Source organism: Mesorhizobium metallidurans STM 2683 (assembly GCF_000350085.1).
Taxonomy (GTDB): Bacteria; Pseudomonadota; Alphaproteobacteria; order Rhizobiales; family Rhizobiaceae; genus Mesorhizobium; species Mesorhizobium metallidurans.
In genome coordinates, this window is record NZ_CAUM01000010.1 from 1 (window position 1) to 26479 (window position 26479).

At 63.6% G+C, this 26479-nt stretch carries 25 protein-coding genes; 16 read left to right on the plus strand and 9 right to left on the minus strand.

The window, feature by feature from the left end; translation table 11 throughout:
* The first annotated feature begins 135 nt into the window (after positions 1-135).
* The 10 genes from MESS2_RS02345 to MESS2_RS02390 all read left to right on the plus strand — a co-directional run bounded on the left by MESS2_RS02345 (position 136) and on the right by MESS2_RS02390 (position 7967).
* Complete coding sequence (locus MESS2_RS02345; RefSeq protein ID WP_008872452.1) at positions 136-339, plus strand: hypothetical protein; 204 nt, start codon at positions 136-138, stop codon at positions 337-339.
* A gap of 3 nt (positions 340-342) precedes the next feature.
* A complete protein-coding gene (locus tag MESS2_RS02350; protein WP_008872453.1) occupies positions 343-1449 on the plus strand; it encodes an ABC transporter ATP-binding protein in 1107 nt (368 codons plus the stop codon).
* Positions 1442-2461, plus strand: a complete 1020-nt coding sequence (locus MESS2_RS02355) for an ABC transporter ATP-binding protein (RefSeq protein WP_008872454.1) — start codon at positions 1442-1444, stop codon at positions 2459-2461. Before MESS2_RS02350 ends, MESS2_RS02355 begins: the two co-directional genes overlap by 8 nt.
* A 47-nt stretch (positions 2462-2508) precedes the next feature.
* Positions 2509-3129, plus strand: coding sequence for a dihydroxyacetone kinase subunit DhaL (gene dhaL, locus MESS2_RS02360; RefSeq protein ID WP_425277744.1), 621 nt, complete (start codon positions 2509-2511; stop codon positions 3127-3129).
* Positions 3126-3515, plus strand: coding sequence for a dihydroxyacetone kinase phosphoryl donor subunit DhaM (dhaM, locus tag MESS2_RS02365; RefSeq protein ID WP_006325214.1), 390 nt, complete (start codon positions 3126-3128; stop codon positions 3513-3515). Before dhaL ends, dhaM begins: the two co-directional genes overlap by 4 nt.
* A 21-nt stretch (positions 3516-3536) precedes the next feature.
* Positions 3537-3839: an HPr family phosphocarrier protein gene (locus MESS2_RS02370; protein WP_008872456.1), complete on the plus strand. Its 303-nt coding sequence runs from the start codon at positions 3537-3539 to the stop codon at positions 3837-3839.
* Positions 3823-5424 carry a phosphoenolpyruvate--protein phosphotransferase gene (ptsP, locus tag MESS2_RS02375; RefSeq protein ID WP_008872457.1) on the plus strand — a complete coding sequence of 534 codons (1602 nt, stop codon included), beginning with the start codon at positions 3823-3825 and terminating at the stop codon, positions 5422-5424. Before MESS2_RS02370 ends, ptsP begins: the two co-directional genes overlap by 17 nt.
* A gap of 9 nt (positions 5425-5433) precedes the next feature.
* On the plus strand, positions 5434-5859 hold the full coding sequence (locus MESS2_RS02380; RefSeq protein ID WP_008872458.1) for a hypothetical protein: 426 nt from the start codon (positions 5434-5436) through the stop codon (positions 5857-5859).
* Between the two features lie 35 nt (positions 5860-5894).
* Positions 5895-6881: a dihydroxyacetone kinase subunit DhaK gene (dhaK, locus tag MESS2_RS02385; protein WP_008872459.1), complete on the plus strand. Its 987-nt coding sequence runs from the start codon at positions 5895-5897 to the stop codon at positions 6879-6881.
* Positions 6882-6947: 66 nt separating this feature from the next.
* On the plus strand, positions 6948-7967 hold the full coding sequence (locus MESS2_RS02390) for a nucleotidyltransferase family protein (RefSeq protein ID WP_040591884.1): 1020 nt from the start codon (positions 6948-6950) through the stop codon (positions 7965-7967).
* 26 nt (positions 7968-7993) lie between these two features.
* Here the strand turns inward: MESS2_RS02390 and MESS2_RS02395 are convergent, their stop codons facing one another.
* From MESS2_RS02395 to MESS2_RS02405, 3 genes are read right to left on the minus strand one after another with little or no spacing between them, the layout of a single operon-like run.
* Positions 7994-8983 carry a phosphoenolpyruvate carboxykinase (ATP) gene (locus MESS2_RS02395; protein ID WP_008872461.1) on the minus strand — a complete coding sequence of 330 codons (990 nt, stop codon included), beginning with the start codon at positions 8981-8983 and terminating at the stop codon, positions 7994-7996.
* Positions 8980-9414 (minus strand): lasso peptide biosynthesis B2 protein, encoded by a 435-nt coding sequence (locus tag MESS2_RS02400; protein ID WP_040591886.1) that lies wholly within the window; start codon positions 9412-9414, stop codon positions 8980-8982. Before MESS2_RS02400 ends, MESS2_RS02395 begins: the two co-directional genes overlap by 4 nt.
* Complete coding sequence (locus MESS2_RS02405) at positions 9414-9701, minus strand: PqqD family protein (protein WP_008872463.1); 288 nt, start codon at positions 9699-9701, stop codon at positions 9414-9416. Before MESS2_RS02405 ends, MESS2_RS02400 begins: the two co-directional genes overlap by 1 nt.
* Positions 9702-10215: 514 nt before the next feature.
* Between MESS2_RS02405 and MESS2_RS02410 the strand changes: the two genes are divergently transcribed.
* Both MESS2_RS02410 and MESS2_RS02415 read left to right on the plus strand, forming a co-directional pair.
* Positions 10216-12123 (plus strand): propionyl-CoA synthetase, encoded by a 1908-nt coding sequence (locus MESS2_RS02410; RefSeq protein WP_008872464.1) that lies wholly within the window; start codon positions 10216-10218, stop codon positions 12121-12123.
* Between the two features lie 238 nt (positions 12124-12361).
* Positions 12362-13444, plus strand: a complete 1083-nt coding sequence (locus tag MESS2_RS02415) for an acyltransferase family protein (protein ID WP_008872466.1) — start codon at positions 12362-12364, stop codon at positions 13442-13444.
* A gap of 54 nt (positions 13445-13498) precedes the next feature.
* Here MESS2_RS02415 and MESS2_RS02420 read toward each other — a convergent pair whose 3' ends face one another.
* From MESS2_RS02420 to MESS2_RS02445, 6 genes are all read right to left on the minus strand, one after another.
* Complete coding sequence (locus tag MESS2_RS02420; RefSeq protein WP_008872467.1) at positions 13499-15877, minus strand: polysaccharide biosynthesis tyrosine autokinase; 2379 nt, start codon at positions 15875-15877, stop codon at positions 13499-13501.
* A gap of 151 nt (positions 15878-16028) precedes the next feature.
* A complete protein-coding gene (locus MESS2_RS02425) occupies positions 16029-16925 on the minus strand; it encodes a UTP--glucose-1-phosphate uridylyltransferase (RefSeq protein WP_008872468.1) in 897 nt (298 codons plus the stop codon).
* 58 nt (positions 16926-16983) lie between these two features.
* The gene (locus MESS2_RS02430) at positions 16984-17952 is read right to left on the minus strand and encodes a glycosyltransferase family 2 protein (protein ID WP_008872469.1); all 969 of its coding nucleotides are present in this window, start codon (positions 17950-17952) and stop codon (positions 16984-16986) included.
* Positions 17942-18892: a glycosyltransferase family 2 protein gene (locus tag MESS2_RS02435; protein WP_040591889.1), complete on the minus strand. Its 951-nt coding sequence runs from the start codon at positions 18890-18892 to the stop codon at positions 17942-17944. Before MESS2_RS02435 ends, MESS2_RS02430 begins: the two co-directional genes overlap by 11 nt.
* On the minus strand, positions 18892-19887 hold the full coding sequence (locus MESS2_RS02440) for a glycosyltransferase family 2 protein (protein WP_008872471.1): 996 nt from the start codon (positions 19885-19887) through the stop codon (positions 18892-18894). Before MESS2_RS02440 ends, MESS2_RS02435 begins: the two co-directional genes overlap by 1 nt.
* Positions 19888-19912: 25 nt before the next feature.
* On the minus strand, positions 19913-21082 hold the full coding sequence (locus MESS2_RS02445) for a glycosyltransferase family protein (RefSeq protein ID WP_008872472.1): 1170 nt from the start codon (positions 21080-21082) through the stop codon (positions 19913-19915).
* 164 nt (positions 21083-21246) lie between these two features.
* Between MESS2_RS02445 and MESS2_RS02450 the strand changes: the two genes are divergently transcribed.
* The 4 genes from MESS2_RS02450 (at position 21247) to MESS2_RS02465 (ending at position 26468) form a co-directional block, all read left to right on the plus strand.
* Complete coding sequence (locus tag MESS2_RS02450; protein ID WP_008872473.1) at positions 21247-22743, plus strand: lipopolysaccharide biosynthesis protein; 1497 nt, start codon at positions 21247-21249, stop codon at positions 22741-22743.
* A 44-nt stretch (positions 22744-22787) separates the two neighbouring features.
* Complete coding sequence (locus MESS2_RS02455) at positions 22788-23810, plus strand: phosphoribosyltransferase (protein ID WP_008872474.1); 1023 nt, start codon at positions 22788-22790, stop codon at positions 23808-23810.
* Positions 23811-23850: 40 nt separating this feature from the next.
* Positions 23851-24930, plus strand: coding sequence for a glycosyltransferase (locus MESS2_RS02460; protein WP_008872475.1), 1080 nt, complete (start codon positions 23851-23853; stop codon positions 24928-24930).
* Between the two features lie 95 nt (positions 24931-25025).
* Positions 25026-26468 carry a GMC oxidoreductase gene (locus MESS2_RS02465; protein ID WP_008872476.1) on the plus strand — a complete coding sequence of 481 codons (1443 nt, stop codon included), beginning with the start codon at positions 25026-25028 and terminating at the stop codon, positions 26466-26468.
* Positions 26469-26479 lie beyond the last annotated feature (11 nt).

Sequence of the window (26479 nt, forward strand, 5' to 3'; positions counted from 1 at the left end):
ACGGGGAGAAGATGCCGGCAGGCAGATGAGGGGCAGCGCCGACATCCGCCTTGAATCGGAACGTTCGCGCCGCCCCTCATCCGATCCTTCGGGCCACCTTCTCCCCGTGAACGGGGAGAAGGAAGGGAGAACCGCATGACGCGCCCCGCTGTTTCCAGAAAATCGTCGTGGCCGCGCACGCTCCGCCGCGGGCTGATGGAAAACATCGCCACCGCGATCATCGCCGTCGGCTTCCTGATGCTGTTCCAGCCCTTCGCGCTGTCGCTCTACACCTATTCCTTCATCACCATGCTGGCCGGCACGGCGATGTTCATCATCGTCTCGAAATTCCCGGAGTAGACGATGGCTGAAATCCGCGTTGAGCATCTGAGGAAAGCGTTCGGCGATTTCGTCGCCGTGCAGGATTCCAACTTCGTCGTTGGTAACGGCGAGTTCTTCGTCATGCTTGGGCCGTCGGGCTGCGGCAAGACGACGACGCTGAGGATGATCGCCGGGCTCGAACTGCCGACCGGCGGCAAGATCCTGCTCGGCGGCGAGGATGTCACCATGCGGCGCGCCCGCGAGCGCGACATCGCCTTCGTCTTCCAGCTTTTCGCGCTCTACCCGCACATGAACGTCAGGAAGAACATCGGCTTCCCGCTGCTGGCGCAAGGCATGCCATCAGCCGAAATCCGCCAGCGGGTGGAAGAGACGGCCAAGCTGTTGCGCATCGATCATCTGCTCAACAAATCGGTGTCGGGCCTTGCCGGCGGCGACCGTCAGCGCGTGGCGCTCGGCCGCGCCATCGTGCGGCGGCCGAAATGCTTCCTGATGGACGAACCGCTCGGCACGCTCGACACCGAATTCCGCGACCTCATGGTCCATGAATTGCGCGAATTGCACAACCGCATCCACGCCACAACTGTCTACGTCACCCACGACCAGATGGAAGCGATGTCGATGGCCGACAAGATCGCGGTGATGAACCACGGCGTCATCGAGCAGTTCGGCACACCGCGCGAAATCTACGACCGCCCGGCGACAATGTTCGTTGCCGATTTCATCGGCTCGCCGCCGATGAATTTCCTGGGCTTCGGCGGCGGGCTGGCGAAAGGATCCAGGGAGATCACCGTGCAGGGCGCCAAGGTGGCGGTGCCGGAGGTGCGCGAGGATATCGCGCCGGCCGAAATGGCACTCGGCATCCGTCCCGAACACATCCGCTTCGACGATGCCTCGAAATTGCGCGGCGCCATCTACGGCACCGAATATCTCGGCACCACGCAGATCGTGGCAGTGGAGACTGCGGACGGCATCATCAAGGCGCGGGTGCCGGCTGAAATCCGGCTCAACACGGGCGACCATGTCGGCCTGGCGCTGAGCAGCGCGCGGCTGTCGCTGTTCGACAAGGGATCCGGCCGCGCGGTCAGGACCGCAATCCATGACGCAGCGGCGGAGGCGCGCCATGGCTGACGTGCACATCAGAGGCGTGGCCAAGAGTTTTGGCGAGCACGCCGCCGTCGACAGGTTGGACCTGCAGATCAAGGACGGCGAATTCGTCGTGCTGCTCGGGCCGACAGGGGCCGGCAAGACGACGACGCTGCGGCTGATCGCCGGGCTGGAACGGCCCGACACGGGCACGATCCATATCGGCGGCCGCGATGCCACGATGCTGTCGCCTGCCGAGCGCGACACCGCCTTCGTCTTCCAGCAATATTCGCTCTATCCGCATCTGTCGGTCTATGACAACCTCGCCTTTCCGCTGCGTTCGCCGGCACGGCGGCTTGCCGAGGATGCGGTGCGCCGCCGCGTCGAGGATGTGGCCAGGATGGTGCGCATCCATCACAAGCTGGACAACCGCTCGACGAAGCTTTCCGGCGGCGAGATGCAGCGCGTCGCCATCGGCCGCGCCCTGGTGCGCAAGCCCGCCATCTACCTCATGGACGAGCCGCTGTCGTCGCTCGACGCCAAGCTGCGCGCCGATCTCAGGCTGGAGCTGAAGCGCATCCAGGCAGAGCTCGGCGCCACCATGCTCTACGTCACGCACGACCAGATCGAGGCGATGACCATGGCCGACCGCATCGGCATCCTGGCCGAGGGCGTGCTGGTGCAGATCGGCACGCCGCGTACGATCTATTCGGAGCCGGCGAACCTTCATGTCGCGGCAAGGCTCGGCCAGCCGGCGATCAATCTGTTGCCGACCGGCCTGCTGCCCGATGGCGACATGCCGGCGGGAACCAAAACGATCGGCGCGCGTACAGAACATCTGTCGATCGGCAAGGCGTCGAACGGCCACGCCGACGGCGTTGTTGACTGGGTCGAGCATCTGGGCGACCAGAACCACCTTCATGTAAGCGTGGGGACAAAAAAACTGGTGACGCTGACAGACCCCGACACGCAACTGGAAAAGGGCGACAGAGTGACGATCCGCTACCGGGCGCCGCTGTTCTTCGACCAGGCCGGCAACAGGATCGCCAACCGATGAGCGCAGAGGCGATGAACAAGACTGGGGCGATGAACAAGACTGGGACGATGAACAAGACCGGGACGATGGACAGACTTGAGCTGAAGGCGCTGATATCAGCCACCGCCGATACGATTGCCGCCCACGCGGAAGAGCTGACCACGCTCGACCAGGCGATCGGCGACGGCGACCATGGGCTGAACATGAAGCGCGGTTTCGAGGCTGTCAGGGCCGAGGCAGACAAATTCGCGGCAAAGCCGCTGCCCGACGCACTGACGGCGATCGGCACCAAGCTGGTGATGACCGTCGGCGGGGCCTCGGGGCCGCTTTTCGGCACGCTGTTCATGGCGCTCGGCAAGGAAATTTCCCCAGAGCCCGATCGCGCCAATCTGGCGACTGCGTTCGGCAAGGCAATCGAAGCGGTGGCCGCGCGGGGCAAGTCGCAGGTCGGGCAAAAGACCATGCTCGATGTGCTGCAGCCGGTGCATGAGGCGCTCGCGGAGGGAAAGACGCCTGCGGAAATCGTCGCCGTCGCCGATAGAGCGGCCGACGCCACTGTGCCGATGAAGGCTTTGCGCGGGCGCGCGTCGTTCCTCGGAGACCGGTCGATCGGCCATATGGACGCCGGGGCACGTTCGACCGCGCTGCTGGTACGGGCCGTTGCCGAAACAATCGAGGGGCGCGCATGAGCAATGTCGGCATCGTCATCGTATCGCACTCGCCGCTGGTCGCCGAAGGCACGGCGGACATGGTGCGCCAGATGGTCGGCGACGAGGTGCCGCTTGCATGGTGCGGCGGAAACGGCCATGGCGGACTGGGCACCAACGTCGAGGCAATCATGGGCGCCATCGACAAGGCCTGGTCGGAGGCGGGTGTCGCCATCCTCGTCGATCTCGGCGGCGCCGAGACCAACAGCGAGATGGCGGTCGAGATGATCGGCGAGCCGCGCGCGCAGAAGATCATCGTCTGCAACGCGCCGATCGTCGAGGGCGCGGTGATGGCGGCGACGGAGGCTTCCGGCGGCGCCTCGCTGAGGGAAGTGGTGGCGACGGCGCACGAATTGTCGCCGTCGTGAACGAACAGGAATTTTGACAGCATGTCCGCATCCGCCGAAGCCACCGTCCTGATCTCCCACGAGGTGGGTCTGCATGCGCGCCCTTCGGTGAAGTTCACCAAGCTCGCCAAGACATTTTCGGCCGAAGTCGAGGTGGCGCTCGCGGCCAACGGGCCGTGGTTCGACGCCAAAAGCATCGTCAAGGTGATGGCGGCCAAGGCGCCGAAGGGTACGATGCTGCATATCAGAGCCAAGGGCGACGGCGCCGGCGAGGCGGTCGACGCGCTGGTCGAGCTGGTGCGGCGCGATTTCGACGAAGGCGCGGACCATGTCCGAACCGCTTAGGCTGACAGGCATTTCAGCCTCGGCCGGCTATGCCGAGGGGCCGCTGTTCAACCTCGAACCTGTTGCCGCGCGCTACACGGGCAAGGCGACGTCAGCGGATGAGAAGGCCGCGCTTGAGGCGGCGATCGGCGTAGCCACAGGCCGGCTCGCCGGGCTGATGGAAACAGCCGATGGCGAGGCGGCCGGCATCCTCGAATTCCAGGTCGCCATGCTGGAGGACGATGCGCTGACCGGCCCGGCCTTCGCGGCGATCACCGCCGGCCAACCGGCGGATGCGGCCTGGCGGCAGTCGCTCGATGCCGAGATTGCCGGCTACGAAACCTCCGACCAGGATTATTTCCGGGCGCGCGCCGCCGACATGCGCGATATCAGGGACCAGGTGCTGCGCGCGCTGACCGAAGACGGCGAGGCTGTGGCACCTGCCGGCGCCATCTTCTACGGCGAGGACATCGCGCCGACACGCTTCCTCGAAACCGACTGGAGTTGCGGCGGCGGCATCGCCCTGAAGGCCGGCAGTGCCGCCAGCCATGTCGCCATGCTGGCGCGCTCGCGCGGCGTGCCGATGGTCGTGGGGCTTGGGGTGGCCGGGCTTGGTGCTTCGCCGGCTCATCTTGCCGGCGTCGCGCTGCTCGACGCCGAGCATGGCGGCATCGTGCTTTCACCATCGAAGGCCGAAATCGACGCTTTCCGCCGGTCTTCGTCGTCGTTCACGGCACGTCGCGACAGGGCACAGACCTATCTGGGGAAGCCGGCGGTGACAAAAGCCGGCACGGCGGTGCGCGTGCAGGTCAACATCGCCGATCCGTCCGATGTCGACGGCATCGATATCTCGACCTGTGACGGCGTCGGCCTGATGCGCACCGAATTCCTGTTCGGCAAGACGCTGCCCGACGAGGAAACGCAATATCGCGCCTACCGCAAGGTGCTGGAATGGGCGCGCGAAAAGCCGGTGACCATCCGCACCGTCGATGCCGGCGGCGACAAGCCGGTGCCGGGCTTCACCGTCGAGGAAGGCAATCCGTTCCTCGGTCTGCGCGGCATCAGGCTGTCGCTGGCGCGGCCGGAGGTGTTTCGCGTGCAGATCCGGGCGCTGCTGCGCGCCGCCATGCATGGCAATCTCAAGGTGATGTTCCCGATGATCGCCGTCATGGACGAATATCAGCGAGCCGCTGCCCTGTTCGCGGAAGAACAAGCCGGGCTTTCCGCACGCGGTGTCGCATGTAAAATGCCGCCGCTCGGCATCATGGTGGAAGTGCCTTCGGTGGCGATCGCGCCCGAGGCATTTTCCGGCGTCGCCTTCTTCTCAATCGGCTCCAACGACCTGACCCAATATGTGATGGCGGCCGCGCGCGACAATGCCTCGGTCGCGCATCTGAATTCGGTCCGGCATCCGGCCGTGCTCCGGCTGATCGCCTCGGTCGCCGCGTTCGGCCAGGCGAAGAGAATACCGGTCAGCCTTTGCGGCGACGCCGGCGGCGATCCCGCATCGATCCCGGTGCTCATCGAGGCCGGTCTGCGCGACCTCTCCGTGGTACCGGCCCAGCTCGCCATGGCCAAAGCGGCCATCGCGGACGTGTCCGTCTAGGGCGCCGGCATGGCCGACAAGACGCCTGTGCCCGGTTCGGAAGAGGCGATCCGCGCCTACAAGACGATCCTGTCGCAGGTTATCGACCAGCGTCCGTCCGGCATGCGCCAGCGCCTTGCCGATGCGCTCGGCAAGCATCGCAGCTTCGTCACCCAGATCTCCAGCCCGGCCTATTCGATCCCGATTCCGTCAAAACATTTGCCGGCTATTTTTTCCGTCTGCCATTTCAGCCCGGCCGAGCGCGACCACTTCCTCGCCGCCTACCACCAGGCGCATCCCGGCAAGATGTCGGTTGCGGCGGGCATGCGCAAGACACGGCACGTCTCGCTGATCGTGCCCGATTTTGGCGACGAGAAGCAGAACGCGGCGCTCGACCGCGCGGTCAACGATTTCATCCAGAAGATCACCAGCATCACCGGCAAGGGTGGCGGCTGACCGCTTGTCGAAGCGGCTATTTCGGGAGGACGGCCATGAAGAAATTTCTGAATTCGGTGGATACGGTGCTGACCGAAAGCCTCGACGGCTTCGTCGCAGCGCACTCCGACATATTGGAGCTTGGCGACGAGCACAAATTCGTTCGCCGCAAGGCGCTCAAACCAGGCAAGGTGGCGCTGATCTCCGGCGGCGGCTCCGGCCATGAGCCATTGCATGGCGGGCTGGTCGGGCATGGCATGCTGGACGCCGCCTGCCCCGGTCAGGTGTTCACCTCGCCGACGCCGGACCAGATGATGGCGGCGGCGGAAGCCGTCAACACCGGCGCCGGCTGCCTGTTCATCGTCAAGAACTACGAGGGCGATGTGATGAATTTCGACATGGCCGCCGAAATGTCTGAAGGCGTCATGCAGATCGTGACCAATGACGATGTCGCCGTCGAGAATTCGTCCTACACGACCGGCCGACGCGGCGTCGCCGGCACGCTGGTGGTCGAGAAGATCGTCGGTGCGGCGGCCGAGCAAGGCATGGCGCTGAAAGCGCTGAAGGCGCTGGGCGAGCGCGTCAACGGGGGGACGCGCTCGATGGGTGTGGCGTTGACCAGCTGCACCGTGCCGGCGGCGGGCAAGCCGACCTTCGATATCGGCGACGGCGAGATGGAATTCGGCGTCGGCATCCATGGCGAGCCCGGAAGGCGACGCGACACGCTGAAGAGCGCCGATGCCATCGCCGAGGAGATCTGCCTGGCGATCCTGGGCGATCTCGGCGACCGGGCGAAAGGCCCGGCGCTGCTCCTCGTCAACGGCTTCGGCGGTACGCCGCTGATGGAGCTCTATCTGATGTATAACAGCGCCCGGACAATCTTTGAGAAGCACGGCGTGATGGTGACCCGCTCGCTGGTCGGTTCCTATGTGACGTCGCTCGACATGGCCGGCTGCTCGATCACGCTGACCATGCTGGACGCCGAGACGACCGCATTGTGGGACGCCCCGGTGCATACGGCGGCGTTGCGCTGGGGCATGTAGCTTCGCCGGTGCTTTTCTGCGACCATGCCAGCGATATCGTCTCCAATCGCAACGCTGCCCGGATTGATGCTGCCACCGCTGACGCCCGCCGATGAAAAACTGCTGCTGAACTATGCGGATCCCGAGGCGCCGACTGCCGGCGACCCGGCTGCAAAAACCCTATCGGCCTTGCTCGCCAATGCCGAGTTTCATGGCGTGCTGCCGATCATGTTGCGCAAGCTGCCGGAGCGTGGCGACAGGCGTCTGCCGCAGGATGCGGCGTTGCAGGAGCAATTGTCCGGCTTGCGCCAGAAGGCGCCGATCGTCACCGGCCAGTCGATGCTGCTGCAATATCACGGCGATCGTATCATGAAGGCGCTCGCTGCGGAGGGTGTGCCGGCGCGGATCGTCAAGGGTCCGGTCTTTGCCCGAAAGCTCTACCGGCATGTCACCGACAGGCCGTTTACCGACATCGACATACTGGTCGAGCCGGCCAATCTGCCCCATGCGAACCAGGTCATCGCGGGATGCGGTTTCAAGCTCGCCGGCGATGAAGCCCGGTCGCGCGAGCTGCAGGAGTTCAAATGGCTCGAACAGGAGAATCCGAGCCTGCTGATCGAACTGCATGGCAATCTGGTGCATGACACCGGCATGCGGCGGCGCCTGTCGCTGGGCTTTAGGGAATTGCGCACGATCGACGGCGAGGCAACCGACACACCGGCAGCGCTTCTCACCATCGCCATCGTCCACGCCTGCGGCGGGCATAAATTCCACCGGCTGCAGCTTTGCGTGGACGTGCTGCAGGGCGTTCGCGCGCTCCACTCAGCGGAATCGGAAGCGCGTCTGTTCGAGGCGGCGCGCATGACCGGCATCGAGCTCGAACTGGCAACGGTGCTCAACGTGACCGGCCGGCTGTTCGACGACGCGCACGCCCTTGAACTGGCGGGACGGATCAAGCCCGATCTCGGCATCCGCTTGGCCAGGCGGCTGATCACCAGGAACACCCTGCTGAACGTCAATTCCAGGAACAAGATGGGCTCGCGCCTCAGCCGCGATGCATTCCGCTGGATCCAGCGGCTTGCCAGGGCAAAGCCGCATTTCGCCTGAGAGGACGGCACGGCGTGGTTGTCCCTTCAACCCTGAGCCAAGGCGGAGCGGATCAGCGGCGCGGCATCGGTCGGCCTGGACCCCACTTCCAGCGTAAAGGTCGGGACTGCCGAGACCAGCCTGGCGATCGTCGCCAACCGGTGCTTTTGCAGCAGCAGCAGGCCGGTCATGCCGATCCTGACATTGTCCGCGGCAAGCGCGGCCATTGCATCCGTTCTGGCCATGGCCAGGAGCCTGCTCTGGCCATCGGCCGACCGCGCGAGGTTGAGAAGTGCCGCCACCGGTCTGATGCCGGAATCTTCGACGCGCATGATCTCGCTCAGCCGTTCGAGCGCAACCGCCTGCTCGCCATTGCGGTCCCATGAAGGGCCAAGGCATGCTGCGACGAGCGGAACCATCTCGGCGGTCTTGCGGTGGATCTTCACGGCACGCGGCAGGCCCCAGGCGGTGGCCTTGCCTGACGCAACGTTCAGGATCATGGCATCGTCCGAGCAGAGGCCGAAGCCTTGCGAGGCCAGCGCCAGCGACGTCGTGGTCTTGCCGGTGCCGCTGGGCGCATGGATCAGGACGAGGGCATCGCCGCCCGGCAAGGTCAGGCCGGCGGTGTGCAGCATGTGCTGGCCACCGGCATCAAGTGCTGCGTCGAGGAGCAGCATCCAGGCGGTCCAGGTGACCCTCGTGTCCGGGCGGACGCGGATTTCGGCCCAGCCTTCGCCGGCATGGATGGCCACCGTCTGGCGGCCGGGGAAAATCAGATGGATGAGGTCGCCATTATCGATCATCCGGCAGTGGCCATCCTCCGGCACCTCGCCATCGAAGGCGAGAGACCCGACCGGCATTTCGGCCAAGGATTGCGTCTCGACGATGCGGATCAGAAAGTCCGGCTCGACCGGAGCCGTCGTGCGCAGGCTGGCGAGCATCCTGTCGAAATCCCGCCAAAGCTCAGGGCTTGCGGCCGATATGCCGACGACCTGCCCGTTAAGGGCATAGCGACCCTGAGCCAAAGGTCCGGTCAAGCGGTGCGCGCCTTTCCGGCCTCGGCGTGGTGACGGTAGATCTCGACCATGCCCGGAAGGCAGTCGCTGACCACCGCCCTGCCATCGAGGCAGAGCCAGCAATGCGCCGCCAGGCTCGGCGCCTGCATCGACTTGGGATCGACGCCGAAGCGCAGATCGGGATCGAAGCCGGCAAATCGGAGGAAGCGATGGGCGAGCAGGCCTTCCCTGAGGCATCGGCGATCGCGCATCAGCCAGGGATGCCTGACCGTGCGGTTGACCGCTGCGACGATGTAGGACGACGACAAGCCATGATAGGGGGTCGATGAGTGGAGCGGCGCCCATTTCAGCACGGCTTCAAAATCGCGCTGGCCGATCAGTACCGGCATCAGCCGCGCGCTTGTCCACAGGTGGGCTCGAAACAGCGCACGCAGAAGAGGTCCGTCAGCCATCACGCAGCCGGGGCGGCCAGGATGCCTTCCGCCACCAGTTCCTCGGCCAGCGCCGCCATGTCCTGATCGAGCGTGTCCTTGTCGACCTCGAACTCCTGGGAAAGCAGGCCGACGATCTGGTCGAGGCTGCGCGCGCCATCGACCTTGTCGAGAAAGGCCTCGGTGGTGTCGTTGCAAGTGTAGAGCTGACCGCTGCGCGCCAACAGCACGACGGCGCCATCGCCGACATGCTGGACCGAGGCATCGTCCGCCAGGCGCAGAACCATTTCAGAGGCAATTTCGACCATGGGCCCGCTCCACACCATGCAGGATTGCGGCAGAGCAAATAGCGCGACAACGCCACGCTGTCCATTGTCTGGCGATTGCCCAGGAGGGCAATCCATCAGGTTCCGACAGTTGCGCCGATGTGACTCCCCCAGAAATAGTCGGTGACAGCCTCATGACAAGTCGCACTTCGGCATTGTCAAGTCGACAAACGGATCCTAGGCACGGTGATGCGCTTCTTACCCGGGGTAAGGTGAGAGCCGTCGGTATTTGGGGAGACTGCGGATGCGATACAACTGGGATCGGGCGCCGACGAGCTTCGAACGTCATCGCAAGGCGCTGGCGGCAGCCATATTGATCGCCGGCGGAGTCGGGCTCATGCTTGCGGCATTGCCGTTCTAACGCATGTCCTCGCGCAGGATTTTGAGCGGCTTACCGTCTTGCCCTTAGGCGAGGTCGCCGAAAGACGAAATTGCACATGGCTGCAAAAAACCGCATAGGCTATCCCCGGCAAATCGTTCCTGGGGAGGAAACTGGATGGCGTCACGCTATCACGAGGTCTATGACGGCTGGAAACGCGACCCTGTAGGGTTTTGGGCTGAAGCGGCCAAGGCCATCGACTGGTTCACGCCCTTCGATAGCGTGTTCGATGCCAAAGCCGGCGTCTATGGCCGCTGGTTCAGCGGCGGCTCCTGCAACACCTGCTTCAACGCCGTCGACCGCCATGTCGCGGGCGGGCGCGCCGACCAGATCGCGCTGATCCACGACAGCGCCATCACCGGTACGGTGAGGAAATACACCTATGCCGAACTGAAGCGCGAGGTGGTGGCGCTGACCTCGGTGCTGAAGAACCGCGGCGTCCAAAAAGGCGACCGTGTCATCATCTACATGCCGATGGTGGCGGAAGCGGCCATTGCCATGCTTGCCTGCGCCCGTATCGGCGCCGTGCATTCGGTCGTCTTCGGCGGCTTTGCCTCGCACGAGCTCGCCACCCGCATCGATGACGCCAGGCCGAAGCTGATCATTTCGGCCTCCTGCGGCCTGGAACCCGGCCGCACCGTCGGCTACAAGCCGCTGCTCGACGCCGCCATCGAGATGTCCAGGCACAAGCCGGAAGCCTGCCTCATCCTGCAGCGTGAGCAGTTGCGCTGTGAGCTGCAGGATAATTACGATATCGACTATGCCGACGCCGTCGCTCGAGAGCGGGCCGCGGGCGCCAATGTCGACTGCGTTCCGGTGCTTGCCACCGACCCGCTCTATATCATCTACACCTCTGGCACGACCGGCCAACCGAAAGGTATCGTGCGCGACAATGGCGGCCATATGGTCGCCCTGAAATGGACGATGGAGAACGAATTCGGCGTCAAGCCGGGCGAGGTGTTCTGGGCGGCCTCTGATGTCGGCTGGGTGGTCGGCCATTCCTATATCGTCTACGGACCGCTGCTGCATGGCTGCACCACTGTCCTGTTCGAGGGCAAGCCGGTCGGCACCCCCGACGCCGGCACCTACTGGCGGGTGATATCAGAGCATGGCGTCGTCGCTCTGTTCACCGCGCCGACCGCTTTCCGCGCCATCAAGGGACAGGATCCCAAGGGTGAATTCATCCCGAGATATGATCTGTCGAAATTCCGCACGCTGTTCCTCGCCGGCGAGCGCGCCGACCCCGAAACCATCAAATGGGCGGAGCAGAAGCTGAAGGTGCCGGTGATCGACCATTGGTGGCAGACCGAGACCGGCTCGCCGATGACGATAAACCCGGCCGGGCTGGGTCTGCTGCCGGTGAAATACGGCTCGCCCGGCGTGCCGATGCCGGGTTTCGATATTCGCGTGCTCGACGATGCGGGCCATGAAGTGCCGCGCGGCACGCTGGGCAATGTGGTCGTGAAACTGCCGCTGCCGGCCGGCTGCCTGCCGACGCTGTGGAACGCCGACGCCCGGTTCCGGCAAGCCTATATCGAGGAATTCCCCGGCTTCTACAAGACGGCGGATGCCGGCATGATGGACGAGGAAGGCTACCTCTATGTCATGGCCCGCACCGACGACATCATCAATGTCGCCGGCCACAGGCTGTCTACCGGCGCGATGGAGGAGGTGCTTTCAGCGCACCCCGACGTTGCCGAATGCGCCGTCATCGGCATCGCCGACCAGATGAAGGGCCAGGTTCCGCTCGGCTTCGTCGTGTTGAATGCGGGTGTTGCGCGCGACACTGGCGCTATCGAGAACGAGGTGGTCGCTCTGGTGCGCGAACGGATCGGTCCGGTCGCGGCCTTCAAGACGGTGGTGACGATCAAGCGCCTACCCAAGACGCGTTCCGGCAAGATCCTGCGCGGCACCATGCAGAAGATCGCCGACAAGGAGGAATGGGCAATGCCGGCGACGATCGACGATCCGGCTATTCTGGACGAGATCACCGCGGCACTGAAAGGTCGTGGGATCGGGCTTTGATGTGAGCCTATTCCATCCCGATAAATCGGGATGGGCTCTATCTCTTTTATCTGAGCATGATCTTTTCCGAAAACCGGATTCCACTTTTCGGGAACATGCTCTGGTTGCCTTCGGAGCGCGGCAAGCGGATCGCCTCGTCTGACGAATCCACGAATTCATCCCGCATTGCAATCGTCTGTTGTGCAATGCAGCAATAGACCCTAAGCTTTGCGTTGGGGGGCCATTCCGAAGGCACGGCATGGCTCAGCAAAAAACCACATTCGGCGGCGTCGACATCCTGCGTTTTCTCGCCGCCGTCATGGTGATGTTCTACCACTACGGCTTCTGGGTGTGGGCGTTCCCCGAGGGCGTTTCGGCGCGCGCGACGGGCGGCGTGCCGCCGCAGCCGGAAATAGGCTGGCTGGTCCAATTCGGATGGGTTGGTGTCCAGATATTCTTCGTCATCAGCGGCTTCGTCATCGCCTTCAGCGCCGAGCATTCGACGCCGCTGCGGTTTTTCGAGGCAAGGGTGAAACGATTGGCGCCGGCCGTCTGGATCTGCGCGCCTATCACCGCAATGGTGCTGCTTTTCGTCGATCTCAGTTGGCCGACGGACGCGGCCGTCAGGCTCATCCGCACCGCTTTGTTCGTTCCGTTCAACCCCTGGGTCGACAGCGTCTATTGGACGCTCGGCATCGAGATCGCCTTTTATGCCGTCGTCTGGATACTGCTGTGGCTCGGCCGCTTCAACCTGATGGAAGCGGTAGCGATCGCGATCGGCGCGATCAGCACGCTTTTCTGGTGCCTCTACTATCCGCTCGGCTGGTCGGATCTCGCCGAGACGCGCTGGCTCGACCTCGCCCTGGTGCATCACGGAGTTTTTTTCGCGACAGGCGTGCTGTTCTGGCTGATGCGCTTCAAGGGCGTGACATCAGCCCGCCTTGTCTTCTGCGCCCTGTTTCTGGCCGGCGGCGTGCTGCAGATCGTCGGCGCGGTCGACGTCCGCAGCGTCAAGGTCGAAGCCGCGATGCCCTACGCGCCGCCGATCCTCCTGTTTCTCGCCGCCATGGCGCTGATGGCATGGTCGTTGCGACTTGATCTCTCCTGGAGCGGCTGGCGCCGGATCGGCCTGATGACCTATCCGCTCTACCTGATCCACAACGTGGTCGGCGCGGCCCTTCTCGGCGCCATGGTGCGCGCCGGGGTGCCATACCTGCTGTCGATGATGGTTGTCGGAGCAACCATGATCGCGGCGAGTTGGCTGGTCGCGATCGAAGCCGAGCCGCGAATACGCCTCCTGCTCGACCACACCATTTTCCGCTACCGTCTCAGGGCAGCGTAACGCGCCGGTGTGTTTAGCCGGCCGCGGGGGCAAGCAAGCGGCGGCGCATCCGCCTCAGACGTTTGCCTTCGCGCGGGCTTCCGACTTTTCCAGATAGTAGGTCGAATATTTGTCGAAGAACTTTTCCGATCCGCCCATCGATCCATATTTCGCCAGCTTCTTCAAATCGACCTTGTTGAGGACGACGCCGACGATCTTGTTGGCGATGTAGGGTTCGGAGCTCAGCATGGACTGCACCATGGCGCGCGGCGTGCGCCCCCATTCGGTGACGAGAACGAAACCGTCGGCGAGTGGAGCAAAGGCCTTGGCGTCGACCACGGGGCCGAGCGGCGGCAGGTCGACGATGATATATTCGAAGGTTTCCTTGGCGTTGTCGATGAAACGCCGCATTCCGGCCGACGACAGCAGCTCGCTCGTATGCGAGAAATGACCACGCAGGACCGCCGGGACGATGGCCAGCTTGGTCTGTCGGTCGATCTTGCCGACGGACTGCCAGGTCTGGCCGCTGACCACTGCTTCCATCAGCCCCTGCTCGGCCTCCATGCCAAGGCCGCGGCTGAGGCCGGGATTGCGCAGATCGCCATCGACCAGCAGCGTCCTCGATCCGTTGGCGGCAAGCAATCCAGCCAGGTTAGCCGCGACCGTTGACTTGCCCTCGCCGGGCAGGACCGAAATCACGCCGATGACCCGGCTGCCTTGCCCTTCCATCACCACGTCGAAAGCGATCTTGGCGCTGCGCAGCGTTTCAGAGAACATCGACGCAGGGGCGTCGACACTCACTCGCATGCGCGCACGTTTTTCGGCGCTCGATGGTGATTTGGCGGCTTTGTCCGCCTGCCCATCGACGCGCTTGTCGTCCTTGGTGGCCTTGCTGCCGATGATCGGCAGGTAGCCGAGGAATTTGAGACCGACGCGATCGCGAACGTCCTCGCCGGTCCTGAAGAACCGCTCCCTGAATTCATTCAGCCCACCCACGCCGGCTCCGAGCATCGTGCCAAGCACAAGCGACAGCCCCAGCACGATGGACGTGCGCGGGCTTGCCGCGGACTGCGGCATCGACGCATCCGAAATGACACGGATCTTGCCGACCGGGAAGGACTGCTGCTGGGAGGCTTCCTCGTAGCGGCCGAGGAACGTCTGATAGAGCGTCGCCAGCGCCGTTGCCTTCTGGTCCAGTTCCCGCAGCTTGACCTGCGACTGGTTGTCGGTGGAACTCTTGCCGGCCGCCAACGCGACATTCGCGCGGAGCGCCGTCTCGCGCGCGAGGGCGACCTCGTATTCGTTGCGATAGCCTTCGGTCAGTTGCTTCAGTTCGCCGAATATCTGTGCCGATATATCAGCCTTTTCCTTGGCAAGCGCGACCGCCTGGGGATGCTGGGCCCCGAAGTTGGCTTCGACATCCTGCTGCCGCTTGGCGACCGCGAGATAGCGGGTCTTGAGCGTTGCAATGACCGAGCTGCTCGGCTGGTCGCTGGATATGGCGGCATCCTTGAAGGCGTTGTCCGAGCCGCTTTCGACAATCGTCTTGTATTGCTGGTAGCGGGCGCTGGCGCGAGCGGTATCGGCCTGTGCGACGATGAGCTGGGCATTGAGGTCTGCCAGTTGCTTGTCGCTGATCAATTGGCCGTCATTGACGGCCAGTCCATGCTCGGCCCTGAACTTCTCGACGGCGAGCGCCGCCGCTTGCGAACTGTCACGCAGCTCCGTCAGCCGGCCTTGCAGCCAGACCGCCGCGCGCTCGGTCGCATCGAAGCTGGCATCGAGCTGATCGGCTAGATAGGCGTCGGCATAGGCTTTGGTGATCGCGGTCGCAAGCGCCGGATCCTTCGCCGGATAGGCGATGGAGATCACAAAGCTTCGGCCGCTGCGCTCGGCTTGCACCTCGCTTTGCAGTTTGAGGATTGCGTAATCGCGGCTTGATGAAGCGATCATCGCGTCACGCGTCGCCGGATCGAGCTGGCTGATGTCGACGCCGCCCGCGACGGGGTTGGGGCGGAAGTACCGGATCACGCCACGCACGGAGCCGACAGCCTTCGCTGCGGCCGATGTCGGAGGGTTCATGAAAGCGTTGTTCTTGTCCAACTTCAGCTTGTCGACGACCACCGCCGCCAGTCTCGCCGACTGGAGAATTTCGAGCTGGCTCAGAATGGCCGAGTCGGTCTGCATGCTGACCGATGCCGCCGAAATATCGTCGACGACCTTGTTCAAGCCTTCGTCGATCAGCACGCTGCTCGTCGCTATGTAGGTGGGAGGCGTGGTCTGCAAATAGAGCACGCCCAGAAAAAGACCGATCGCGGCACATGCCGCAACCACCTTCGCCTGCCTTGCCGCCATGGCGAGCAGGCGCTCGACGTCGATGAAGTCTTCAGCGTTCACCGCGTCGGAATTCGGCAATGGCTTCCTCTTGTCGAGAGGAAAGTTGGCATAATTCATCTTCGGTCCAATTCCAGTTTGCAGGTGCGATCGGGAGCATCAGCGAATACGCGACGCAAACGTCATGCCAGATACAGCGAGACCTGGCCGCCAAACGCTTCGCTTATCCTTGCGTCGCCATCCATACGCTGATGCTCCCAAAAAATGGGCATTATGCGGCTTCGACCCGGCGCTCATGTGACCGGACGAACTCCTGAAGCATGTCGAAGATCGGCTCCTTCATGTCGTCACGCGCCAGCGCGAAGGCAATATTGGCCTGGATGAACCCTTCTTTGGAACCGCAATCGAACATGCGGCCGTTGAAGGGCTGGGCAAAGAAGGCCTGGCTTTGCGAGAGACGGACCATGGCGTCGGTGAGCTGGATTTCATTGCCGGCGCCGCGTTGCTGATTGCCCAGAAGCGAGAAAATCTCAGGCTGCAGAATATAGCGGCCGTTGATGTAGTAGTTCGACGGCGCATTGGCCGGAGCCGGCTTTTCGACCATGGCGGTCACCTCGAAGCCCGAGCCGACATCGGCGCCGCAGCCGACAATACCGTATTTGCTGGTTTCAGTCGGATCGCAGCGCTCGACGGCGATGACGTTTCCACCGGTCTCGGCATAAAGGTCGGCGACTTCGGCAAGGCATCCGCGCCCACCAAAGGACACCATATCCGGCAACAGCAAGGCGAAAGGCTCGTCGCCGATGACCTCGCGCGCGCACCAGACCGCATGGCCGAGACCTTGCGGCGACTGCTGGCGGATGAAGCTGGTGGCGCCGGCCACCGGAAGCAGGCTTTCGAGCGACAGAAGCTGCGCCTGCTTGCCGGCCTGCTCCAGGGTCCCGACCAATTCGGGATGCAGGTCGAAATAGTCCTCGATGACCGCCTTGTTGCGACCGGTCACGAAGACGATGTGCTCGATGCCGGCTTCGAACGCCTCGTCAACCGCATATTGCACGACAGGCCTGTCGACGACCGGCAGCATTTCCTTCGGCATGGATTTGGTCGCCGGCAGGAATCGCGTCCCAAGCCCCGCTACCGGTATGACTGCCTTCCTGACTTTCTTCATCGCATGTTCCTTCTGAGGAGATCGAATTCAACCTGTCGCAGGCCCGTGAAAACCGTTTTCACCTGCCCGCATCCTTCACCTCCCCCGCACCCGCGGCAAATTGCGCCGCAACCCTTCGCAGCCGGACGACGATCGGCATGCCCATATGCCTGACCGCCGCCGGATCGCTGAGCGCCGTCCATATCGCCTTGAGCGGGGACCGCGCCTTGATGTGCTGGACCAGCGACAGGAACGACGCCGCCTTGCGCAGGCTGCGCGCGCGCCTGGCGAAAGCGGCCTCGGCCTTTGCGTCCATCGAATGCGTTCTGGCGAAGACGATATCGGCCTTGCGCATCGCCTCGACGTGATGAAGTTCGAGCACGCGGGAAATCGAGCCGGTGCGGATATGATAGACATAGCCGGTCGTCGGCTCGACCACACATTTGCCGCCCCTGGCCAGCGCACTGGCCAACAGTATGTAATCCTCGCCGATGGTCAGGCCTTCATCATAGCGAAGCCCGTTTTCGTCCAGGAACCGGCGCTGGAAGATCGGCTTGAGGTAGCCGAGGTTGAACCTGGATTCGAAGACCACATTGCCGGCGATGTAGTCCGCCAGCGAGATCTCACCCAAGCCTTCGAGATAGTCGACCGGGAACATCGTCTCATCGGCGACGCCGTCCTCGCGAACGACCTGGAGATTGTCGACGGCGATCTCGGCACCGGCTTTTTCCGCACGCGCGATCATGGCGCAGATCCGACCGGGATAGACCGCATCGTCGGAATCGAGCACCGCGACCCATCGGCCGCGGGCAAGCTCCAAGCCGGCATTCCTGGCGCCGCCGGGGCCGCGGTTCGCGGAAAGGGCGACGACGCGCACGGCATCTTGCGGCCAGGCATTCGCCAGGTCGAGCGTCCGGTCGCGCGACTTGTCGTCAACGACGATGACCTCGACGGACACGTCGCGCTGGGCGATGGCGCTGCGAATCGCCCGGTCGATGGTCGCCTCCGCATTGTAGGCGGCGATGACAAAGCTGACGTCAGGCTGCACGTTTGCCCCCTTCCTGCGACGAGGACAGGCCGTATTGGCGGATTTCGCGCACGCCGACCAGACCGCTGACGACACCGACATGCATGATGCCGCGCAGCACGCTGCGGTTCCTGCGCACGGGATTGATGGCGACCGGGATCGCCGATGCGAAACAATAGACCGCCTTTGCCGAGGCGAGGCCGACTTGCCTGACCCGTGCGAATCCCCGCGCATGACGCCCGAGCAGATGGCCATGCGTCTGCCCGACGCGGAACCGGCGGCGGCGGAGCCAGTCGAAGGCGGCTCTGGAGCGTGGCACCACTTCGTCGACCCAGGCCTCAGGCGAAAAGGCAATCCGGCCGCCCGCTTTGACCATCTGGTCGAAGAATTCGGTGTCCTCGCCGCCGGTCTGGCCACGCGCCAGGCTGAAGCGCCGGCCGCGCAGGCTGTCGGCGCTCATGCTGAGCAGGACGTTGCAGGTGTAGCCGGTGCGGATTTCGCCGCGCACCCAGACCGGCAAGGTCGAGTGGAAATCGCCTTTCCGCATCCAGTCGGGCGCGTCCGGCGCGTAGAGCGCCCGTACCGGGCCGAGCACGGCGGCCGCGCCACTCGCCTCAGCCACGGCGACCAGTTCGGCCAGCCAGCGCGAAGACGCCGTTTCGTCATCGTCGATGAAGGCGGCGAAATCCGAGGTGCTGGCGTCGAGGCAGGCATTGCGGGCGATCGAGATATTGCGCGCCGGCGCATGCCGGTAGCGGATAGGCAGCTTGAGCTCCGCCGCCAGTCTCGTCACCAATGGCTCGGCCGTCGGCGCGTCGTCATTGTCGGCGACGATGATGCCGATATCGAACCCCGAAGGCATGTCCATGGCGGCCAGGGAACGGAGCGTGTCGGCAAGCTCCGGCCGCCGAAACGTGCAGACGCAGATGTCGATGCCTCTGTTTTTGCCGGCGTTGCCCATCATGCCACCCCGCGCTGCGATCGAGGTCCAAGCAGTTGCAGCCAGAAGCCGACAGACCAGCCGAAATGCATGACCATCGCCGAAATCCCAGCCAGCGCGATATCGGGATTGCGCTGGCTGATGGCGGTCCACACACCATAGCCGAGGCAGACCGACGCCCACAGCAGGAGCGGCACGACCGCCAGCCAATGGATGAAGGAGAAGGCGGCGAGCAGGACCACCGGAAACACCAGAAGCGGCACCATTTGCCGGATCTTCGGTATCATGCGGTGCTTGAGAACGTTCCTTGCCCGGCCGCGGCCATAGCCGAGATACTGGAAATAGAGGCCCTTCAGCGACGAGCGCGGATAGTAGACCATTTGCGTCTTGCCGCTGATCCAGATGCAGTAGCCGGCCTGGCGGAGGCGGTAGTCCAGTTCGGCATCCTCATTGTGGCTGAACGTCTCGTCGTAGCCGCCCACCGCGTTGAAGGCCGATATCCGCATCAGCGCATGATGGCCGTGATCGACCCACTCTCCCGCCGAGAGATGCCGATGTTTGGAGCCACCCGTGCCGAGCTTGGAATTCTGCGCCGCGGCGGCGGCTTTCTGCACGGTCCCGCTTCCGCTGGTCAGCATCGAGACGACGACCGAATCAGCGCCGGTGGCCCGAGCCTCTTCGACCAGCCGATCGCAATAGTCCGGGGGATAGCCGCCATGGGCATCGATGCGGATGAGATACTCGGCGCCTTCGCCGTAACGGGCGACGGCGAGATTGATCGCCGCGCTCTGCAGGCGCTTTTCGTTGTGGAGCAGGATCACTTTCGGGTCCTTGCCGGCGATCTCGCCGACGATGGCCCTTGTGCCGTCGGTGCTGTCACCATCGGCGACTACGATCCTGGCGCCGAGCCTCTCGGCTGCCGGCCGAAGCGCGTGAACGAGCGCACCGATATGGGCCGCCTCGTTCAGGCACGGAATCACGATCAGGCTGGACGGAAGCATTGCGGTTTGCGTCATCGACCCGTGTCCATCTCCAGCCATGCTACGCCAGCGCCTCGGCGACATATGGATCGGGCACGGAGGCCAGGCCGCGCAGCTTCTCGACCAGCGCCCGGCAATCGCTGCGATCATGGCTCCAGGTTCGCGGATTGCGGGCAAGGACACGCGCCCGCAACGTCGCGAAACGCTCCTCCATATCGCCAAGGGCGGCTTCGAGCGCCTCGGGCGTAGCCTGAGGCAAAAGAACGCCGATGCCTTGCCGATCAAGGAAGCGGCCGGTTTCGGTGTTGCCCATCGAGATCGGCACGGCGCCGAAGCGGCAGCCTTCATAAAGGCGGTTTGGCAGCAGCCATTCGGAATTCAGCCCCTGTTCGAAAAAATCGATGGCCCAGGAAAAATGAACCTCGCGGTAGATCGCCGCCATGTCCTCCGGGTTCCGGTAGGGTCCGCCGAACGAGAGCCATGGCTCGGCTTCGACAAAAGCGTGAAAGTCCCGAAATTCGGACAATGCCGGACGGCCCCTGAGGATTATTTCGACCCGACCGTCGAGGCGACGGGAAAATTCGGCCAGAAGCTCAAGGGAACGGCGGCAGCGCAGCGCGCCGAACCAGCCGATTCGCCAAGGCGGAGCGACGGGATCCTCCGCCGCCATACGGTCGTCCGGCGACAGCGCGGCAGCCTCGAAATATTTGTTCTCCAGCAGTTCGACCGGTGCCGCGACCTGCCCGAACGGCTTGAAATAATTGGTGATGAAGGCCGGCGAACTCGTCACCAGGAGTTTGACATCCCTGGCCAGATAGCGTTCCGCGCCGCGCATCGCCTTGCCCAGCAAATCGTCGCGCAGCACCAGGCGATGGATGTCGAGACACTCGTAGACAATCGGCACCGATGCCTGGAACGCCGACCTGGCACGCCGGGCAAGCGCCAGCATCTCCAGATTGCGCGCGATGATGAGGTCGGGCCTGGGCGTCGAACCAAGTTTCGAGCCGATGGAGACCGCCGCCTTAGCAATCGCGGTCAGACGCTGGGCGAATCGGCCGTCGCGCGTCGCGCCAAGGTCAATCGGCCGCAATCCCTCAAGATCGGCAATCGGGCTCGCGGTCCGACGGAAACCCGCCAAGGTAACCTCGGCGCCGCCTGCCTTGAGCATTATGATACGCCGGCGCACCGCCGGGTCGGAGACGTCGTGTACCAAGTACAAGACATGCAGCATGAAAATCGACCGCTGTTTGGCCCGCCCGCGTGGATGCTAGTACAGCTTTTGCTGCATCGCAACATTTTTGGTGCGACGTAGCAGAGATCCACGTTTTTTGTTGCACTGCAAAATTATTGCCGTAGTTTGGTGACCGGGTCGGCACAAGATCAGGGATCCTGAATTTGCAAGCCAATGCATTCGATCCGCCAGAGGGTTCTCTCCGCAGATCGGTCGGACGTGGCGCCGTTGTCACGGCCTTGGCACAATCGGTGCGCGTTGCGACGCAGATCGTCTCCGTCATCGTCCTGTCGCGCCTTTTGTCGCCGCAGGACTTCGGCGTGGTGGCGATGTGCGCGCCGGTGCTTGCTTTCATCGCGCTGTTCCAGGATTTCGGCCTGACCCAGGCGACGATCCAGAAAAGCGGAATCAGGCACGAGGAGGTCAACTACCTCTTTTGGATCAATGTCGCGGTCAGCGCGTTGCTCGCCTGCGTGCTTGCCGGTGCGGCACCCCTGGTCGCCGCGTTCTACGGCGAACCGCGGGTGGCAGGCCTGGTCGCCGCATTGGGGCTGCAGATCATCGCCTACGGCCTTGGCGCCCAGCATCTGGCGCTGCTGACGCGCCGCATGCAATTCGTTCGCCTGGCCGTCATCGACGTCGCGAGCGCCGTCGCCGGCCTTGCCGTCTCGATCGCCTGGACCTTCATCGACCGTTCCTACTGGGCGCTTTTTGCCGGCACTCTGACAGCAGCGGTGCTGCCGACGCTTTGCTTCTGGGCAAGCTCGCGCTGGCGCCCCAGCCTGCCGCGCAAGGTCAACGGCATCAGCGAGCTGATCAATTTCGGCGCCGGCATCACCGGGTTCAATTTCGCCAATTTCTTCGCCCGCAACCTCGACAATGTGCTGATCGGAAAATACTGGGGCGAAGCCCAACTCGGGCTTTATGACCGCGCCTACAAGCTGCTGCTGTTTCCGTTGAGCCAGATCACCAATCCGCTGTCGAAGGTGATGGTGCCTGCCCTTTCCAGGCTGAAGGACGAACCGGACCGCTACCGCAGCGCCTATCTTCGCGTCATGCCGCTGATCTTGCTGGTGGCGCTTCCCGGCGTCGCCTTCGCCACCGCCATGTCCGACGTGCTCATCCCCTTCGTGCTTGGCGAGCAATGGCGGCAGAGCTCCGATATCTTTCTGGCGCTCGGTTTTGCCGGGCTGCTGCAGCCGCTCAACAATCCGGCGGGATGGCTTTTCGTCAGCCAGGGCCGCTCGGGCGATTTCATGCGCTGGGGCATCATAACAGCGTTGACGTCGGTGCTGGCCTTCATCATAGGCCTGCCCTATGGCGCGCTCGGCGTGGCGATCGCCTACGCGGTCAGCGAGTATCTGAGAACACCCTTCCTGTGGCTGTATATCGGCAAGACCGGGCCGCTCAGGGCAAGCCATGTGCTGCGCGCGGCTACGCCCTTCGTGCTTGGCGCGCATCTGGCGCTTGCCCTAATCTGGCTCGCCAAGCCGCTGCTGCCCGAGCAGCACATCGTCGCCATGGCAAGTGCCGCGGTGTTGTCCTACGCAATCACCATCGTGATCGCGCTGGCGTTTGCATCCGGCCGCGAGGCGTTGCGCGAGGCCTTGAAGCTTTTGCCGGCGCGGGTGCCCGTGCCGGCGCCAAGCGAGGCGAAATAACATGCCCAGAAGTCCATACGAGAACCAGAACCAGGTCTGATCCCATGCACTACCGATCGATCTCCGACATGAATGACGCCATTGTCAGGAACCTGCACCGGCTGCCGCGCGATATCGACCTGGTGGTCGGCGTTCCCCGCAGCGGCATTCTGGCCGCCACGCTGGTCAGCCTGACGGCGAACATCCCGATGACCGACCTGGACAGTTTCCTCGCCGGAAAGATCTATACGTCGGGCGTCACCAAACGCCGCGCCGCGCTCGACCGCAAGGCCGCCGAAATGCGCAAGGTCCTGGTGATCGACGACAGCGTCAGCGGCGGCGCCGCCATGCGCGACGCACGCAGCCGGATAGAGGCCGCCGGCATCCAGGCGGACTTCACCTATGCCGCTGTGTTCGGCCTGGTGCCGCAATACGAGGAAACCGATCTCGTCCTCGAAGTCGTGCCGCATCCAAGGATGTTCCAGTGGAACTTCATGCACCACAAATTCCTCGCTCAAAGCTGCGTCGACATCGACGGCGTTCTTTGCCTGGACCCGACGGAAGCCGAGAACGACGACGGGCCGGCCTATGAGAAATTCCTGAGCGAAGCGCTTCCCCTCCATGGCCCGACCCGCAAGATCGGCTGGCTCGTCACCAGCCGGCTCGAAAAATACCGCAAGCTTACCGAAGCATGGCTTGCCAAGCACGACATCCAATACGATCACTTGATCATGCTCGACCTGCCGAGCAAGGCGGAGCGGCAGCGGCTTGGCGTGCATGGCAGTTTCAAGGCCGATTTCTACCGCAAGACCGACGCCATCCTGTTCATCGAGAGCGAGCACCAGCAGGCCCTCAAGATCGCCAAGCTTTCCGGCAAGCCGGTGCTGTGCGTGGAGACACATCTCGTAAGCTATCCCGACGCGCTGTCGCTGCCGGCACTAGGGCAGAGCGCTCGCAATCTCCCGGCCAGATTGCGGCAGATCAATTCGCCTGACGGACGCAAGACGGCCATCAAGAACGTCGCGCGCACGCTGCTTGGCGAGCGCGGCTACGAGACGCTCAAGAACCGGGTTAAACGCCCGGCGTGACCTCTCCTCGAAATGTGAGATGCGACAAGGAGCCTATCCCATGAAAATCCTTTTTGCGGGCGGCAATGGCTACACGCCGCAGTTCAGCGGCGGTGTCCAGTCCAGCACCCATCATCTGGCCGAGCAGTTGCTCGAGCACGGGCATGAGGCGTCGGTGCTTGCCGCCCTGTTCGGCCAAGGGGTTTTCGGGCTCAAGGCGCGCGCCAAGATGAAGCTTCTGAGGCAGCGCGCGGTCCTCGACAGCTATCCCGGCTATCCCGTGGTGCGGGCCTGGTTCCCCTGGGAGGCGGCACGCTTTGCCGTCGAAAAGCTGAGGCCCGATGTCGCCGTGGTCCAGTGCCACAAATCGGTTCCGATTGGCCGGGCGCTGCAGGCCGAGGGCGTGCCGCTGGTCGTCTATCTCAGGAATGTCGAGTTCCATGAGCTGGGCGGCGACCTGCGCGAGCTGCATTCGGCGCACTACATCGCCAATTCCGAATTCACGGCGCGCACCTACAAGGCCAAGTTCGACATCGATTCGACGGTCATCCCGCCGACCATCAATCCCGCATTCTACTCGACGCCGACGACAGGCGAATTCGTCACGCTGATCAACCCCTATGAGGAAAAGGGGTTTGAGCTTGCGGTGCGCATTGCCAAGGCATGCCCTGAAATCCCGTTCCTGTTCGTCGAAAGCTGGAAGCTCGACGACGATCATCGGGCGCGCATCGAACAGACGATCGCTCCGCTCGGCAATGTCACGCTGGAAAGCCGCACCAGCGACATGAAGACGGTCTATGGCCGCACGAAGATCCTGCTTGCCCCGAGCAAGTGGGAAGAGGCCTGGGGCCGGGTGGCGTCGGAAGCCCATTGCAGCGGCATCCCGGTGGTCGGCTCGCGTCGCGGCGGCCTGCCCGAAGCGATCGGCTCCGGCGGCGTGGTGCTGGATTATGACGCCCCGCTCGCCGACTGGGTAGCCGCGGTCAAGCTGCTGTGGAACGACGGCCGGGAGTATGAACGGCTCTCGGCGGCGGCGCGTACATTCTCCGAGCGCCCCGCCTTGAACCCCGAGCGCCAGTTCGCGACTTTCTTCTCGCTGCTCGACAAGGCCGCACAACAGCCTTCACGAAAGGCCGCATAAGGGCCTGATGCGCGTCGCGACGCGAACCGGCGCGGCACGAAGGAGTGGCACGAAGCCGTGACGAACGCGCTTGTCTCAAGAAAAGGTTTTATCTGATGGTGCTGGACGTCAGGCCGGACAAAATCACCAACGACCATTTCGATCTCGTCGCCATCGGTTCCGGTTTCGGTTCGGCCTTCTTCCTGCATGGGTTCATGAAGCGGCGAAAGGCCCGCATTCTGGTCCTGGAATGGGGCCGGCACAACACGCATAAATGGCAGCTCGACCGGAACGTCAACACCGACATCGACGATGAGACGACCTACAAGACCAATTCCGACAAGCCTTGGAATTACACCATCGGATTGGGCGGCGGCACCAATTGCTGGTTCGCGCAGACGCCACGCTTCCATCCGAACGACTTCAGGCTGAAAAGCCTTTACGGCATCGGCAATGACTGGCCGATCGCCTATGACGAGCTCGAGCCGTTCTACTGCGATGCGGAAGACGTCATGTCGATCTCCGGCGATCCCGACATGGCGGCGATGATGCCGCGCTCCAGGCCGTTTCCGCAGCCGCCACATAATATGTCGACGCCGGACCGCATGATGAAGGCGGCGCAGTCGGACCAGCACTTTGTCATGCCGACGGCGCGGGCGCGTGTACCGACGGCGCAACGAACCGCGTGCTGTGCCAATTTGCGATGCGGCCTATGCCCGGTCGACGCGAAATTCACCGTCAACAATGGCCTGATGCATGTCTTCGAGCATCCCGATGTTTCGGTCTGCCTCGGCGCCGAAGTGCGTCGTCTCGACCATGCCGGCGGATCTGTCCGTTCGGTCACATTCATGCACGACGGCAAGGAATACCAGGTCAGCGGCGATCTCTTCATTCTCGGCGCCAATGCCATCCAGAGCCCGGCGATCATGTTGCGCTCCGGCCTGTCGGGCGAACTCGTCGGCCGCGGCCTGCACGAGTCCTACGGATGGAATTTCGAAGCCTATCTCGACGGTATCGACAATTTCGACGGCAGCACCATCACCACTGGCCTGAATTTCGGCCTTTACGACGGCCCCCACAGGTCGCAGCATGCGGCTGCCCTCGTCTATTTCGAAAATCGCTGGCAGCACGGGATGCGCCCGGAAAAGGGACGTATCCGCCAGACGCTTCCTCTTGTCATCGTGACCGAGAACCTGCTCGATCCCGAAAATTTTGTTACCCTCGACAAGGGCGACAACGCATTCGTCAGTTTCAAGGCGCCGTCGAACTATGCCGTCGAAGGCATGGCGCGGGCGCTGGAAAAATTACCAGCGCTTCTCGCTCCATTGCCGGTCGAACAGATCTTCGATCGCGGCATCCGGCCGACCGAGTCGCACGTCCAGGGCACGTTGCGGATGGGTTCGAGCCCGGCGGATTCGGTCGTCGACAGCGACATGATCCACCATCACCTCCGGAACCTGGTTGTCGTCGGCACCAGCACCTATCCAAGCTGCTCCTGCGTCAACCCAAGCCTGACCGCGGCAGCACTCTCCTTGCGGGCGGCGAGCCGGATAGCATGAAAGGAGACGCC

Coding starts and splice junctions, on each gene's coding strand:
- MESS2_RS02425 (WP_008872468.1), bottom strand. CDS start 16,925: ATGAAGAAAGTCAGGAAGGCAGTCATACCGGTAGCGGGGCTTGGGACG.
- MESS2_RS02390 (WP_040591884.1), top strand. CDS start 6,948: ATGCTGCCACCGCTGACGCCCGCCGATGAAAAACTGCTGCTGAACTAT.
- MESS2_RS02420 (WP_008872467.1), bottom strand. CDS start 15,877: ATGAATTATGCCAACTTTCCTCTCGACAAGAGGAAGCCATTGCCGAAT.
- MESS2_RS02445 (WP_008872472.1), bottom strand. CDS start 21,082: ATGCTGCATGTCTTGTACTTGGTACACGACGTCTCCGACCCGGCGGTG.
- MESS2_RS02355 (WP_008872454.1), top strand. CDS start 1,442: ATGGCTGACGTGCACATCAGAGGCGTGGCCAAGAGTTTTGGCGAGCAC.
- ptsP (WP_008872457.1), top strand. CDS start 3,823: ATGTCCGAACCGCTTAGGCTGACAGGCATTTCAGCCTCGGCCGGCTAT.
- MESS2_RS02380 (WP_008872458.1), top strand. CDS start 5,434: ATGGCCGACAAGACGCCTGTGCCCGGTTCGGAAGAGGCGATCCGCGCC.
- MESS2_RS02415 (WP_008872466.1), top strand. CDS start 12,362: ATGGCTCAGCAAAAAACCACATTCGGCGGCGTCGACATCCTGCGTTTT.
- MESS2_RS02410 (WP_008872464.1), top strand. CDS start 10,216: ATGGCGTCACGCTATCACGAGGTCTATGACGGCTGGAAACGCGACCCT.
- dhaL (WP_425277744.1), top strand. CDS start 2,509: ATGAACAAGACCGGGACGATGGACAGACTTGAGCTGAAGGCGCTGATA.
- MESS2_RS02405 (WP_008872463.1), bottom strand. CDS start 9,701: ATGGTCGAAATTGCCTCTGAAATGGTTCTGCGCCTGGCGGACGATGCC.
- MESS2_RS02455 (WP_008872474.1), top strand. CDS start 22,788: ATGCACTACCGATCGATCTCCGACATGAATGACGCCATTGTCAGGAAC.
- MESS2_RS02460 (WP_008872475.1), top strand. CDS start 23,851: ATGAAAATCCTTTTTGCGGGCGGCAATGGCTACACGCCGCAGTTCAGC.
- MESS2_RS02345 (WP_008872452.1), top strand. CDS start 136: ATGACGCGCCCCGCTGTTTCCAGAAAATCGTCGTGGCCGCGCACGCTC.
- MESS2_RS02435 (WP_040591889.1), bottom strand. CDS start 18,892: ATGGGCAACGCCGGCAAAAACAGAGGCATCGACATCTGCGTCTGCACG.
- dhaM (WP_006325214.1), top strand. CDS start 3,126: ATGAGCAATGTCGGCATCGTCATCGTATCGCACTCGCCGCTGGTCGCC.
- MESS2_RS02465 (WP_008872476.1), top strand. CDS start 25,026: ATGGTGCTGGACGTCAGGCCGGACAAAATCACCAACGACCATTTCGAT.
- MESS2_RS02370 (WP_008872456.1), top strand. CDS start 3,537: ATGTCCGCATCCGCCGAAGCCACCGTCCTGATCTCCCACGAGGTGGGT.
- dhaK (WP_008872459.1), top strand. CDS start 5,895: ATGAAGAAATTTCTGAATTCGGTGGATACGGTGCTGACCGAAAGCCTC.
- MESS2_RS02440 (WP_008872471.1), bottom strand. CDS start 19,887: ATGACGCAAACCGCAATGCTTCCGTCCAGCCTGATCGTGATTCCGTGC.
- MESS2_RS02400 (WP_040591886.1), bottom strand. CDS start 9,414: ATGGCTGACGGACCTCTTCTGCGTGCGCTGTTTCGAGCCCACCTGTGG.
- MESS2_RS02350 (WP_008872453.1), top strand. CDS start 343: ATGGCTGAAATCCGCGTTGAGCATCTGAGGAAAGCGTTCGGCGATTTC.